The sequence below is a fragment of the Paenarthrobacter sp. NPDC089988 genome (assembly GCF_044748465.1).
GTDB lineage: Bacteria > Actinomycetota > Actinomycetes > Actinomycetales > Micrococcaceae > Arthrobacter.
Genome location: NZ_JBIVGD010000017.1, coordinates 16,155 through 29,134 on the forward strand (window position 1 = coordinate 16,155; position 12,980 = coordinate 29,134).

Genomic DNA, 12,980 nt, shown 5'->3' on the forward strand with positions numbered 1-12,980 from the left:
GGTGCCGACGTCGAGCGCGTTCCAAACTGAATGGCAGGTAGTGCCGTTATGACGGCTCAAAACGGTATCAACTGCGATTCAGTTGGCTGACCCCGCGGCCGGTTCCTCCTCAACGGGTTCCGGCTCCCGCAGCACCAGAGCCGTGCCCTGGTACGGACCGAGCTCGAGGAAGAAGCTGTGCAGGTCGTCCACTTGGCCCACGTCCGTGCTGCTGAAGAGGTCGTGGACAGTGGCCCCCGGAACCAGGTGCGGGGATTGGATGCTGCCCGCGATGTCCTGGTCCGAGAAGTTCAGGACCGTGACTTCGAGGTTGCCGTCGGCGAGTTGGTTGACCAGCACCAGCAGCGCGCGGTTGGACACGTCCGGCACGTCCAGGAGCATGCTGGTGGCGACGCCGGACGTCTCACGGACGTGCAGGATTTCCTGCAGCCGGCGCGCGAAGGAACCGGAGTCCTTGAGTTGCTCCGGCAAGGAACCGTAAAGGCTGCGGGCCCGGGGCATACCTGCCGCGGACCTCACGGCGTCCGGACGGGTGCCCATGAGGTCATGTGCGCCACGGTTGATCCAGCGGGTATCGCCCTGCGCGGTCAGTTCGCCCACCACGTCGCGGGGAAGGGCGATGATGCCGGTGAGGTCCCATCCTGAGAGGGCGAAAACGCCGGGCTGCAGTGCGTTGTACATGGACAGGAGCACGTGGACATCGCGGATTTGAGCCTCTTGTTCGGGTGTAACAGAGTCCGGATCCTGGATACCGATCGCCGCCATGATGAAGCTCGCAGTGGTGCAGGCAATGCCGTTGGTGGTGAACAAGGCGTTGTAGGGGCCGCTCTCGCCGGTCAGGCGCTCGCGAAGTGTCTGCTGGACCTTCTCCGCAACCTCGGCACCCGTCAGTTCCTCGCCCCCGAGCTCGAACACGTCATCACGGTGTCCCGCAGCGAAGTGCAGGAGTTCGTAGGTGAGCTCATCGTGGTTTTGCAGGGCGTGGACCAGGGACGCCTGGTCCACGCCGATTTCCATGGCCAGGCGAAGGGTCAGCCGAAGGAATTCGGTATCGCCCGTGACCAGTGAGTAGTGGTATGCAGGGCGGGTTATGAAGTCGTACGAAAGGTCCGCGCCGGCTTCGGACTGGGCCTTGATGTCGTCGATGGTGAGGTTGAGCTCCTGGAACGAGAACCCACCCACCTTGCGGATCATGGAGCCGATGAGCTGGTTGGCGGCCTCGGAGAGCGGGTGGCCTTCGGACCAACCAGGCTGTTCCTCGGCACTCTTCTCGACGCCGAGGAATCCGTTGGCGTCCAGCCGAAGGGCACCCGTGCCGAGGTCCAGCAGCGAGTGCAGGGCATCGCCCACCACCAGGCGCATTCCGGCAAATGTGGGGTCCAGCCAGTTGATGGAGGGTTGCCCGGCCTTGAAGTAGTGCAGGTACACCCAGCGTCGGACCTGGCCGGTGGTGTCCGCGACGGGTCGGGTGGCACTCCAGTTGGTTTCCTTCACCCCGGGTTCGTAGAAGATCACGCGCTGGAGCCGGCCGATGATGTACCCGGCCTGCTGCAGCGCTTGTTCGGCTTCGGGGCTGATGTTCACCGAGTCCTTGCCCTCGGGAACGTCCGGGAGCAGGTGCCAGTCCTCCTCGGGGATATCCACCATGTGATAGATCCCGGGGTAGTCGCGGAAGTTCATTTCGGCCAGTCGGAAGTCGGCGCCCTTGCCCGTGTGCCCGGGGACAATATCGTCGATCACCGTGCCATCGTGCTCGGCCGCGATCTCGCACATCTGTCGGAACTCCTCCTCCGTGCCGAACGCGGAGTCGATTGCCATGCTGATCCGGTCAAAGTGCCCGTCGACACTCGGAGTCTGGGACCAGCCGCTGATGCCGCCGGCCAGTTTCACGGGGCCTGTGTGGAGGCCGCGGATGCCGATCTCGCGGAAGGCCTTCCAGAGTTCCGGGTCTCCCAGGGCGGCCAGGAACGACTGGTTCTCGCGCGTGATGAAGGACAGCGGATAGGCCGTGAACCACACGGGTGCCTTCTCCACTGCTGCCCTCGGGTTGGGCCGGGCGTAGGCGTTCTGCCACATGCTCGCCTGCCCGGACAGCTGCCGCGCCATGGTGTTCGCGTCCCCCAGCATGGACTGGTTCCGGAGCCAGTCCACGTACGTTTTGTTAAGGCCGTCAAACTCCAATGAAGGCCGGGCGGCAAAGAATTGACGACGGCGGGCGATCGGCCTGAGTGCCTTAGGGCGGGCGGGGTAGAACTGCTCGTCGAAGGTGATCTCGGCGGCCTGGGTCTCCTCAGTCGCCTCCTCGGTCACTGTTTCCGCCGAAGGATCCGATGCCTGTACAGGTTCCACGGGCGTCTCCGCCGGTCCCTCGCTGGTTTCCGACACACTCTCGCTGACTACAGGCTCCCGCACAGCTTTCTCCTTTACGTGGGCGCCGCGTCAACGGCGACCGTCCGAGGGGTCGTTCAAGAGGTCACGTACCCGTTATGGCCGGGCGTCTTCATGCTAAGCATCCTTGGCAGCTGTTTGTCGACCTTGGGGAGAAGTGAGTCTTCACGCAAGCGGACGCAGCCATGTAGCCAGCCGTTGATGGTGCGGGCGCGAACTCGAACCCTGGACGGGTTATCCACATAGCGTTTCCCGCGCCAGCTAAGGCTGGCCGGTTGTCCATAGAATGCTGCTACAATAAATTGCTACAAAAAATTAGGGTGGATTATGGCGCCCCGCTGGGAACCATCGAGCGAGAAGCATGGCGTTTCGCGCCAAGACCAGATCTACGCGATCTTGAACGCGAGCTTCGTGCATGAATTGGACGAGCCGGTTGGAGAGGGAAGGATAGTTCTCTACGTCGGTCCTGAGCATGCCCAGACGGACCGGGAGATTGAGATTCTGGTTCATGAGCTCGGGGATGGCAGAGAGTCTTCCATCTTTCACGCAATGCATTTAGGGCCAAAGTTCACTCGATTCCGAGAGGAGCACCCAGATGGCTGGAGATGAAATGTACTACGAGGCACTGGCGCAGCGTCTGAACGATCCTGACACGGAGGTTCAAGGAAAAGGTACTGCCCTTCATGGCGCGGATGCGGCCGCGGCTGGCAGGTCATTCCTCTTGCGCGAGTTTGGTAGTGAAGAGGCCATCGAGGCCGCACTGCGTCCAGGGCGTCCGAAAGTGGGCCAGCGGCAGTCCGCCGGCCCTTCTCCGACGGTACGTGGACGGATCTCCGAGCAGGAGTACCAAGCGTTCAACGACCTGATCAGGGAAACGGGGAAGGGTCAAAGCGCGTTGGTCCGGGAGGCTGTTCACCTGCTGCTGCAGCGCCATCACAAACTCGCCAGCTGAGACCGCCCACTCGATTGGCTGCTGCAGTGATCGCCATGTACAACCCCCGCCGCAACCGCGAAGCTTAAGGAACGCAACCGGGGGAGCTTTCATGTACAAGGCGCCGAGCAAGGAGGCCACAGACACGTGGCTGGACCGCGGGTTCTTCGTCCTCGGCGGTGTCGGGGCGGTGTGGCTCGCGTTCCTCCTGGTCGGCGAAAGCTTCCAACTCGGCTGGGGCCAGCTCTGGTCCTGGCTCGTGTTCTGGGCGTTCCTGGCCTACCTGCTCCTGCCCCGCCTGCACCGGATCCTGACCACCATCTACGTGCCCGGCTATTTCATTGGCCGTGCCCGAACCAGCGATGGCCTGCTGGGGGATCCCGTGAACGTGGCGCTGCTCGGTACGGAACGCCAGGTCCACGCCATCATGCGCCGCGCAGGCTGGACAATCGCGGATGACGTGACGTTCGCCAGCAGTCGCCGGATTATCAGTTCCACCATCTTGCGGCAAAGCTATGAGCGGGCCCCGGTCAGCCCCTTGTATCTCTTCGACCGGCAACAGGACTTCGCCTACCAGCAGGAAGTGGACAACAACCCTGGCAAACGGCACCACGTCCGCTTCTGGCGATGCCCCGACGGGTGGATGTTGCCGGGCGGGCACAAGGTGGACTGGCTGGCCGCCGGAACCTATGACCGCAGCGTCGGATTCTCCCTCTTCACGCTCCAGATCACGCACAAGATCGAGCAGAACACCGACGTGGAGCGCGATCACATTGTCCGGACCGTTTCAGAGGGCGAACCTTCCGTCCGCATTCACGTGATCAAGGACTTCTCCACGGGCTACCACTCGCGCAATGGAGGCGGCGATTCCATTTCGACGGACGGCGACCTGCCCGTCGTCGACGCCCGCCCTGTCTCCATCCCCGATGGCGACATGCCCAGGCAGACTGACAGCCGCGACCGCCGTCCGGCCCCCACCACCATGGGCGCCGTCCTGGTGGTGGTCAGGGCACTGGCGGCACTCGCGCTCGCCGTCACCCTTTTCACTTCGTCTGATGTCTTCGCCGACCTCACCCTTGGTGACGCCCCGGCCGACCCGGAAACCACGACGGCGGCAGTCACCGTTGTGGGGATAGTCGTGTTGGTGTTCGGGCTGGGGGAGGTGTTCCTGGCCTGGAGGATCTTCCTGGGGAGCAACGGGGCACGGGTGATCGCCATGGGTTTGAGCTCGGTCTCGATCCTGGTCCAGGCGATCGACGCTTCCACCGGCACCACCAGCATCACCCTTGAGGCCGGACTCGCTGGCCTGGCCACGGACATCCTGGTGCTGCTGGCCCTGTCCAGCCAGCGTGCGCGGATCTTCGCGAAGCGCCAACGGGTCCCGGCCGTCCCGGCCCTTCCCATGAAAACGTCGCAGCCCCGCTAGCCCGGCGTTGCCCAGCAGCGGGGTCGCAACGGAATGGGCGCCGCGTTTGAGGTAGCCTCACAAAGGTGAATGGGGACACGAACACTAGGTCAGGGCCGTCGGTCAAGAAGAACAACTCCGGAGACAAGGCATTCCTGCCCATTGGCATCGTCTTTGCCGTCTTGGGAGTTTCTTTGTTGATCCTTGGCAACCCTGGATGGATAGCCTTTGCAACCACGGGCGCGACTTTCCTGATCCTGGGATTGACCAGGCGAGCGACCAATAAGCCTCCCGCAACCCCGCGGGACTAGCCTCCGCTCCGCGTTGGGCGGGCCTCCACCACTGACTTTGACGCCGTGTGCACGCGAGTTCGCGGGAAAGTGCGGCGTGTTGGCCGGGTTGGCTATCAAAGTGGGTCGTGGCGGCACACCGCCCACAGCCAGCCACCCATTGGATCCCCGACGGCGGCACCCAAGTCGAGTGCCGCCGTCGGCCACCTTTTCGGCAGGTGAGAGAGGATCCTGCGGAAGGGGGTGTTCGGTGAGAGAGGATCCGGGGGAAGGGGGTGTTCGGTGAGAGAGGATCCGGGGGAAGGGGGTGTTCGGTGAGAGAGGGTCAGGCGGTGACGGCGAGGGCGTCGATTTCCACCAGCATGACCTCGTGCGGGAGGTCGACGAACACCGTGGTGCGGCTCGGGAGCAGGCCGCTGGGGACGTTCTCGCGGATGAACTCGCCGTAGACCTCGTTCATGGCGGCGAAGTCGTCGCGCGTGGTGAGGTACACGCGGAACATGAGGACGTCTTCAACGGAGGAGCCGCCGGCTTCGAGGATGGCCTTGACGTTCTCCAGGGTGCGGCGGGTCTGGACGCGGACGTCGCCGTCGCCGATGTACTGGTTGGTGGCAGGATCCATGGGCCCCTGGCCGGATACCTGGAACATGCCGCCCTTCTTGATTCCCTGGGAGAAAACGTGCGCCGGGGCGGGGGCGTTTTCGGTGAGTACTACGGTCTTTTCACTCATGCTGAGTTCCTTTCATGGCTGATCCAGCCGAGGTCGTTGGAGATGGCCTCGGTGCTGGCTTTGAGGTCGGGCAGCAGCTCAAGCAGTCCTTCATAGCTGAGCATTACTACCGGTACCGAACAAGAGGCTGCGGCAACCACGGCACCGCTGGCATCGCGGATGGGGGCCGCGATGCAGTGCACGAAGGCCTCGTGCTCGGCGTTGTCGTGGGCCCAGCCCTGTTCCCTGACCTGCTCCAGTTCCGCCAAGAGGGCTTCCGGGGAGGTCAGGGTATTTTCGGTGACTTTGACGTAATCCAACCCCGCGGCGATTTTTTCCTGCCGGCTGCGCGGCATGTCAGCGAGGAGGACCTTGGACACAGCGGCCGAGTGCAGCGATGCAGTGAGGCCGATGCGCGAGTACATGCGGACGGGGTGGTGCGATTCGAACTTGTCGATGTACACCACCTCGTTCCCTTCGAACGCCGCGAGGTGCACGGTGTGCCCGGTCTTGCCGTTGAGCTCGGCAAGGTGCGGGTGGGCGACTTTGCGGATGTCCCGCTGCTCCAGCGCGAGCGAGGACAGTTCGAACAACTTTGAGCCGAGCATGAACTTCTGGTCGTCGTCGCGAACCACGAGGCGTTTTTCCTCGAGGGCGTGGAGGAGCCGCATCACGGTGGTCTTGTGCACGGAGGCCTTGGACGAGAGCTCGTCCAGGGTTGCTGGTTTCGCGGCGAGTTCGCCAAGCAGGTCGATGGCCCGCATCAGGCTCTGGCTCAAAGTGTCACGCTCCGGTTCTGGTGTTGAATTGTCCCTCTTCAACATGGATAGCAGCCCAGTCCTGATCCGAAGAATCGAGGATTGCCGAGAGCTGCTCCGCGGGCGGCAAGGGCCCGCGGTCACCGTGCACGGTCAGGGTGCAGGCGGCGGCTACGTGGCCGCGACGGAGGCTTTCCTTTTGGCCGAGCCCGTAGAGCAGGCCGCTGAGGTAACCGGCGGCGAATGAGTCACCGGCGCCAACAGGCTCGACGACGGACACGGACAGCGCGGGCACTTCCTCCCGGGTGCCACTCCGGTCGAGCGAAATGGCGCTGATCGCCTCATTTTTGATGACGAGCACCTTCGGGTCCGGCAGGAGGCGGCGGAGTGCGGCTTCGTCATTGGTGCCGAAGGCCGGTTCGGCTTCGTCTTTCCCAACAAGCACGACGTCGGCCAGGTTCGCCAGCCGCTGCAGGACGCCGCGGTCCTGTCCAGCCCATAGGGCAGCCCGCCAGTTGACGTCGAAGCTGATGGTCCGGCCATGGCGGGGCGCCGCCAGGAGGGCCTCCAGCAGCGACAAGCACTCAGGGGAGAGTGCCGCGGTGATGCCGCTCAGATGGATGAGCGAGGCGTTTTTCAGCAGCGAGGCCACGGCTGGATTCTCCAGGAAGGACCGTCCCATGGCCGAGGCCGCGGACCCTTGCCGGTAGTACAGGACTGAGCTGCCGCCGTCGGGGTCCGACTCCTGGGCCGGGACTTTCACGTACACGCCGGTGGGCCGCGTGGAGTCGACCTCGACGCCAGATACGCCTACGCCGTGGTCCCGAAGTTCGTTGAGGATGCGCGTACCGAAGCCGTCGTGGCCCACCCGGCTCACCCAGTGCGTATCCAGGCCCATGGCTGCGAAGCCCATGGCGACGTTGGATTCCGCGCCGCCAATTCCGCAATGGAGTTCCGTGGCCAAGTGCAGGGGGACCGCCTGGGCAGGGGTCAGCATGGCCATGGTCTCGCCAACACAAACAGCAGACAGCATGTAACTCCCGTACCCGATCAGTGCGTTTTCAGCGTTGTTTTCGCCGCGGGACACGTCGATCCGCGGGGGTTTGAGGGACCCTGCGGATCATGCCGCGGCCTTGACTCTCAATCCGCCACCATGTTAGACATAGCACCAGCAGCTTTGCAACCAGCGTTGCAAAATACGCAACGCAATCAGAATCGCAGCAGCGAACACACAACCCCGCCGCCCCAAAGACGCAGCACCGCGAAGGGAATCAACGCGTGAACACTTCCGAAGCAATCTCGGCCTCCGCCGTGGCAGCCTTGGCCAACCGTCAGCTCGACTGGCGGCACAAAGCCGTGCCCGCCACGGCCAACGGGACCACGCACACGGAGTTCCTCGCCGCCAAGCACACGCTGGCCGATTTCCAGACCCCGTTGCTCACGCTCGACGCCCGCGCCCTGGAAGCCAATGCGGACCGGCTCGCGGCCTGGTGTGCGGAGCGCGGCGTCCTGCTGGCGCCCCACGGCAAGACCACCATGTCCCCGCAGCTATGGGACAAACAGCTCAGCCGGGGAGCATGGGGGATCACGCTGGCCAACTTTGCTCAACTCCGCGTGGCCCGCGAATTTGGCGTGCAGAAACTGCAGCTCGCCAACAGCCTCACCGACCCGCACGCGATCCAGTGGGTGGCGGACCAAGACTCCACCATCCTGTCCTGGGTGGACTCGGTCGGGACCGTCGAACTGATCGAAAGCACCCTCGCCGGCACAGACTCAGTGCTGGAGGTCCTGGTGGAACTCGGTGCCCACGGCGGCCGGACCGGTGCCCGCGGCGTGGAAGCTGCCATGAACGTGGCCCGGGCAGTGTCCGCGTCGGATCACCTCCGCTTGGTGGGCGTCAGCGGCTATGAAGGCTCGCTCGCGCACACAGCGGACGACGCCGGACTGGCCGCCGTCCGTGGCTACCTCGCCGACATGCGGCTGCTCCATGAGGAACTACTCGCGGCCGGGTTGTACGGGTCGGGGTCAGTGATCATCACTGCAGGCGGCAGCGCGTACTTCGATGACGTGGTCACGGTTCTTGCCCCGGCGATCAGCACAGGGGCCGAAACTGGGGGTCCGTCGGTGGACCTCATGATCCGCAGCGGCGCCTACATCATCCACGACGACGGCTTCTACCGCGGCATCTCGCCGTTCTCCCGCGAAGGCGACGCTCCCTTCAAGGCCGGAATGCATGGCTGGGCACGCGTTGTGTCCCAGCCGGAACCGGGCCTGGCCATCCTCGACGCCGGCAAGCGCGACCTCCCTTTCGACGAAGGACTTCCCGAGCCGCAGTTCATCGGCCCGGTGCTCGGCGGACCCATGGAACCCCTGGTCGGCGTGGAGATCACCTCCGTGAATGACCAGCATTCCTTCATGACCTTCGATCCCAAAACCACCACGGTCCGCCCCGGCGACGTAGTCCGGCTGGGCCTGTCCCACCCGTGCACGGCCTTCGACAAGTGGACCGTCATCCCCGTCCTCGCCGACACGAACCGTGACCAAACCGTCGTCGACCTCATCCATACCTTCTTCTAGGACCAACCATGAAGACCCTCATCAGCAACGCCACTTTGGTGGACGGAACCGGAGCGGACCGCCGCCCTGCGGACATCCTGTTGGACGGTCCGGTGATCGCCGTGATCGCCGACGCCGGCAGCCTCACCGCCGCGGGCACGGGCGCGGACCGTGTCATCGATGCCACGGGCCTGGTCCTGAGCCCCGGGTTCATCGACATGCACGCGCATTCGGACCTGCAGCTGCTGGTCAACCGCGACCACTTCGCCAAGCTCAGCCAAGGCGTCACCACGGAATTGCTGGGCCAGGACGGGCTGTCCTATGCGCCCGTTGACGATGCCACGCTGGCCGGTGTCCGGGAGAAGATCGCGGGCTGGAACGACAACCCGGCGGACTTCGACTGGAACTGGCGGACCGTGGGGGAGTACCTGGACCGGCTTGATGCACTCGAAGCCGGCGCGGACGGCAGCACCGGCCGCATCGCCACCAACGCCGCCTACCTCGTCCCGCAGGGAACGGTCCGGGCGCTCGTGATGGGCTTCGCGGAAGGCGACCCCACGCCCGAGCAACAGCAGCAGATGCAGGACGTCATCCGCACGGCCATGGAGGAAGGCGCCGTGGGCATGAGCTCCGGCCTGACCTACACGCCCGGAATGTACGCGCAAACCGAGGAACTCGCAGGGCTGTGCCGCGTCGTCGCCGAACTGGGCGGGTTCTACGCGCCGCACCACCGCTCCTACGGCAAGGGCGCACTCGATGCCTACGCAGAGATGATCGGGCTCAGCCGGGACACGGGATGCGCCCTGCACTTGTCCCACGCCACCATGAACTTCGCCGAGAACAAGGGCCGCGCCGGGGAACTCCTGGACCTCATCGATGAAGCGCTGGAGCAAGGCGTGGACATCACCCTGGACACCTACCCCTACCTCCCCGGCGCCACCACGCTGAGTGCGATCCTGCCGAGTTGGGCGTCGTCCGGCGGAACGGAAGCCACCCTGGACCGCCTGGCAGAACCCGAGACGAGGGCGCGAATCCGCGAAGCAGTAGAGATCTACGGTTCCGACGGCTGTCACGGCGTGGTCGCAGAGTGGGAAACCCTGGAGATCAGCGGCGTCCAGAACCCAGCGCTCGCAGGCTACGTGGGCAAGACCATCAAAGACATCGCCGCGGAAACGGGGGAGGAGTCCTTCGACGTGTTTGCCCGGATCCTCACCGAGGACCGCCTGGGCACCGGCATCCTGCAGCACGTGGGCCACGAGGAAAACGTGCAGGCCATCATGAAGCACCGCACCCACACCGGCGGAAGCGACGGACTCCTGGTCGGGGCCAAGCCGCACCCGCGCGCCTGGGGTACGTTCCCGCGCTACCTCGGCCACTACTCCCGGGACCTCGGATTGCTCAGCCTGGAAGAGACTGTCCACCATCTCAGTGGCCGGCCTGCGGCGCGACTCAAGCTCCACAACAGGGGACTGGTCCGCGAAGGGTTCGCCGCCGACGTCGTACTTTTCGATCCGGAAACCATCCGCGATACCGCCACTTTCGAGAATCCCCGCCAAGCCGCCAGCGGCATCGAGTTCGTGTTCGTCAACGGCACGGCAGCGATCGACGGCGGCAAACCCACCGGCGCGCGCGCCGGCCGCGCCCTCCGCAGGCAGGGTGACGGCCTCACAAAAGAAAGAAGCCAATGACCCCCGAAGAATTCGTCCAGCAGCTCGAAGCCGACCGTACCCTCGCGGTGGTCCGGGCACCCTCCATCACGGACGCCGCGGACCTGTGCCGGGCATTGACCCAGGGCGGCATCCGCAGCGTCGAACTGACCTTCACCACGCCGGATGCGCTCAAGCACGTCCAGCGGGCGGCCGAAACGGCAGCGGACCACGGCGCCGCCGTCGGAATCGGCACGGTGATGACCGGCGACCAAGCCCGCGCAGCCATCGACGCCGGTGCGCAGTTCCTGGTGACCCCCGGACTGCGGCCCGAGGTTGCGGCAGTTGCCGCGGCCGCCGGGATTCCCTTCAGCCTCGGCGCCATGACCCCCACCGAGGTGGCTCAGGCGCTGGACCTCGGCTCCGCCGCCGTCAAGATTTTCCCCGCCCGGCAGCTCGGCCCGGCGTACCTGAAGGATCTGCAGGGGCCCTACCCGGGCATCCGCCTGCTTCCTTCCGGAGGCATCGACGCCTCCAACGCCAAGAGCTACCTCGACGCCGGTGCTGCCGCAGTCTGCTGCGGCACCAGCGTGGTCCCGCCCGCAGCCGTGGCTGCCGGCGACTGGGCAGACATCGCGGCACGTGCCGCCGCCTTCACCGGCACCCTCAAGTAGGACCCACCTAGAAAGTAACGTCCATGAATGAATTCCTCGACTGGCTGCGGCACGATACCGTCGGCCTGCTCCTCCTGGCAGGCGCCGGCATCGCGCTCCTGCTGTTCCTGATCATCAAGGTCAAGCTCGAACCGTTCATCGCCCTGGTGGGAACGGGTGTGCTGGTGGCCTTGGTGGGCGGGATCTCGGTGGAAGCCTTGGTGGGATCGGCCACCAAGAGCAGCGACGCCCTCATTGAGAAGGGCTTCGCGGGCATCCTTGGCCACATCACGGTGATCATTGGCCTTGGTACGGTGCTCGGCGCGATCCTTGAACGTTCCGGTGGCGCTGAAGTGCTGCTGAGCAGGCTCGTGAAGATCTTCGGCGAGAAGAGTACGCCGCTTGCCATGGGTATCACCGGCTTCGTGCTGGGTATCCCGGTGTTCTTCGATATCGGCATCTTCGTGCTGGCACCGCTTGTTTATGTCGCTGCAATCCGTGGTGGCAAGTCCCTGGCCCTGTATGCACTTCCGCTGTTGGCCGGCCTGTCAGTGACCCACGCCTTCCTTCCTCCGCACCCGGGACCCGTCGCTGCTGCCGGTTTGTTCCACGTGGACCTTGGTTGGATCATCCTCATGGGCCTCATCTGCGGTATCCCGGCCTGGTTCGCTTCCGGTATTTTGTGGGGCACCTGGATCGGCAAGCGCGTCATGGTGACGGTGCCCGAGGACCGGATTGTTGAAGAAGCCGAGGAAGCCAAGGGCCACGAGCCCTCGATCGGCATTGTGCTGCTGGCGATTGGCTTGCCGATGATCCTCATCCTCGGTGGCACGTTCGGCAACATCTTCGCTCCCGCCGGTCCGTTCCGCGACGCCCTCCAGTTCTTCGGCAACCCGGCCATTGCACTGACCGTCGCTGTTCTGCTGGCCATGTGGCTCCTGGGCATCCGCCGCGGCATGACCGCCGCCGAGCTGAGCGAAATCACTGGCTCCTCGCTGCGTCCGGTGGGCATGATCCTGCTGGTTGTCGGTGCGGGCGCGTTCTTCGGTGCCGTTCTGTCAGCGACCGGTGTTGGCAAGGCCGTGGCTGACTCGCTGTCCCAGGCCGGCCTGCCGATCATCCTCTCCGCGTTCGTGATCAGTGCCGGCATGCGCATCGCCCAAGGCTCGGCAACCGTGGCGATCGTGACCACGGGTGGCATCCTCGCCCCGAGCCTGGCATCCGGGTATTCCCAGCCGCAGTTGGCTTTGATCGTGGTGGCCATTTCCTCCGGCTCGATCATCGCCAGCCACGTCAACGACGGCGGTTTCTGGATCATCTCCAAGTACTTCAACATGTCAGTCAAGGACACCCTGAAGACCTGGACCGTGCTCGAGACCGTCCTGTCCTTGGTGGGCTTCGGCATGGCGGCCCTGCTGTACACATTCGTGAGGTGACGCCGCTCCGCTGAGGTGAGTGCCGCCGTCGTACCTTTCTGCCGGGCGGGAGGCCGCCGCGCCCGAGATGGGTGCCCGCCGTCTTACCTTCCCGCCGCGGCGAGTGCCACCACCACCCACTTTGAATGCCAAACGGCCCCGACATGCCCTTCCATAGGCGTGTCGGGGCCGTCGTGGCTTCAAAGAAGGTCGTAGCGGCACACGCCAG

10 protein-coding genes are annotated in these 12,980 nt (G+C 64.8%); 6 read left to right on the forward strand and 4 right to left on the reverse strand.

Going from position 1 to position 12,980, the window contains the following annotated elements; all coding sequences use genetic code 11:
* Window positions 1–78: 78 nt before the first annotated feature.
* Complete coding sequence (treS, locus tag ACIPV6_RS18080) at window positions 79–2,412, reverse strand: maltose alpha-D-glucosyltransferase (RefSeq protein ID WP_400272203.1); 2,334 nt, start codon at window positions 2,410–2,412, stop codon at window positions 79–81.
* Window positions 2,413–2,983: 571 nt separating this feature from the next.
* On the opposite strand from treS, the gene ACIPV6_RS18085 reads away from it, so the two are divergent.
* On the forward strand, window positions 2,984–3,340 hold the full coding sequence (locus ACIPV6_RS18085) for a hypothetical protein (RefSeq protein ID WP_400272204.1): 357 nt from the start codon (window positions 2,984–2,986) through the stop codon (window positions 3,338–3,340).
* A gap of 91 nt (window positions 3,341–3,431) precedes the next feature.
* A complete protein-coding gene (locus tag ACIPV6_RS18090) occupies window positions 3,432–4,745 on the forward strand; it encodes an LssY C-terminal domain-containing protein (RefSeq protein ID WP_400272205.1) in 1,314 nt (437 codons plus the stop codon).
* A 594-nt stretch (window positions 4,746–5,339) separates the two neighbouring features.
* On the opposite strand, the gene ACIPV6_RS18095 is transcribed toward ACIPV6_RS18090, so the two are convergent.
* The 3 genes from ACIPV6_RS18095 to ACIPV6_RS18105 are packed head-to-tail and all read right to left on the reverse strand — an operon-like array spanning window position 5,340 to window position 7,568.
* The gene (locus tag ACIPV6_RS18095; RefSeq protein ID WP_159707956.1) at window positions 5,340–5,744 is read right to left on the reverse strand and encodes a RidA family protein; all 405 of its coding nucleotides are present in this window, start codon (window positions 5,742–5,744) and stop codon (window positions 5,340–5,342) included.
* Window positions 5,741–6,547 (reverse strand): IclR family transcriptional regulator, encoded by an 807-nt coding sequence (locus ACIPV6_RS18100; protein ID WP_400272206.1) that lies wholly within the window; start codon window positions 6,545–6,547, stop codon window positions 5,741–5,743. Before ACIPV6_RS18100 ends, ACIPV6_RS18095 begins: the two co-directional genes overlap by 4 nt.
* Complete coding sequence (locus tag ACIPV6_RS18105; protein WP_400272207.1) at window positions 6,507–7,568, reverse strand: sugar kinase; 1,062 nt, start codon at window positions 7,566–7,568, stop codon at window positions 6,507–6,509. Before ACIPV6_RS18105 ends, ACIPV6_RS18100 begins: the two co-directional genes overlap by 41 nt.
* Window positions 7,569–7,759: 191 nt before the next feature.
* Between ACIPV6_RS18105 and ACIPV6_RS18110 the strand changes: the two genes are divergently transcribed.
* Genes ACIPV6_RS18110 through ACIPV6_RS18125 form a run of 4 tightly spaced genes read left to right on the forward strand, consistent with a single transcriptional unit; the run spans window position 7,760 to window position 12,772 of the window.
* Window positions 7,760–9,058 (forward strand): alanine racemase, encoded by a 1,299-nt coding sequence (locus ACIPV6_RS18110; protein ID WP_400272208.1) that lies wholly within the window; start codon window positions 7,760–7,762, stop codon window positions 9,056–9,058.
* 8 nt (window positions 9,059–9,066) lie between these two features.
* Window positions 9,067–10,725 (forward strand): amidohydrolase family protein, encoded by a 1,659-nt coding sequence (locus tag ACIPV6_RS18115; protein WP_400272209.1) that lies wholly within the window; start codon window positions 9,067–9,069, stop codon window positions 10,723–10,725.
* The gene (locus tag ACIPV6_RS18120; RefSeq protein WP_400272210.1) at window positions 10,722–11,357 is read left to right on the forward strand and encodes a bifunctional 4-hydroxy-2-oxoglutarate aldolase/2-dehydro-3-deoxy-phosphogluconate aldolase; all 636 of its coding nucleotides are present in this window, start codon (window positions 10,722–10,724) and stop codon (window positions 11,355–11,357) included. Before ACIPV6_RS18115 ends, ACIPV6_RS18120 begins: the two co-directional genes overlap by 4 nt.
* A 23-nt stretch (window positions 11,358–11,380) precedes the next feature.
* Entirely contained in the window at window positions 11,381–12,772 is a 1,392-nt protein-coding gene (locus tag ACIPV6_RS18125; protein ID WP_400272211.1) for a GntP family permease, read from the forward strand.
* The last annotated feature ends 208 nt before the right edge of the window (window positions 12,773–12,980 follow it).

Bases quoted from the DNA above. Each gene is read 5' to 3' on its own strand.
- ACIPV6_RS18085 (WP_400272204.1), top strand. From the start codon at position 2,984: ATGGCTGGAGATGAAATGTACTACGAGGCACTGGCGCAGCGTCTGAAC.
- ACIPV6_RS18090 (WP_400272205.1), top strand. From the start codon at position 3,432: ATGTACAAGGCGCCGAGCAAGGAGGCCACAGACACGTGGCTGGACCGC.
- ACIPV6_RS18095 (WP_159707956.1), bottom strand. From the start codon at position 5,744: ATGAGTGAAAAGACCGTAGTACTCACCGAAAACGCCCCCGCCCCGGCG.
- ACIPV6_RS18100 (WP_400272206.1), bottom strand. From the start codon at position 6,547: ATGTTGAAGAGGGACAATTCAACACCAGAACCGGAGCGTGACACTTTG.
- ACIPV6_RS18115 (WP_400272209.1), top strand. From the start codon at position 9,067: ATGAAGACCCTCATCAGCAACGCCACTTTGGTGGACGGAACCGGAGCG.
- ACIPV6_RS18120 (WP_400272210.1), top strand. From the start codon at position 10,722: ATGACCCCCGAAGAATTCGTCCAGCAGCTCGAAGCCGACCGTACCCTC.
- ACIPV6_RS18125 (WP_400272211.1), top strand. From the start codon at position 11,381: ATGAATGAATTCCTCGACTGGCTGCGGCACGATACCGTCGGCCTGCTC.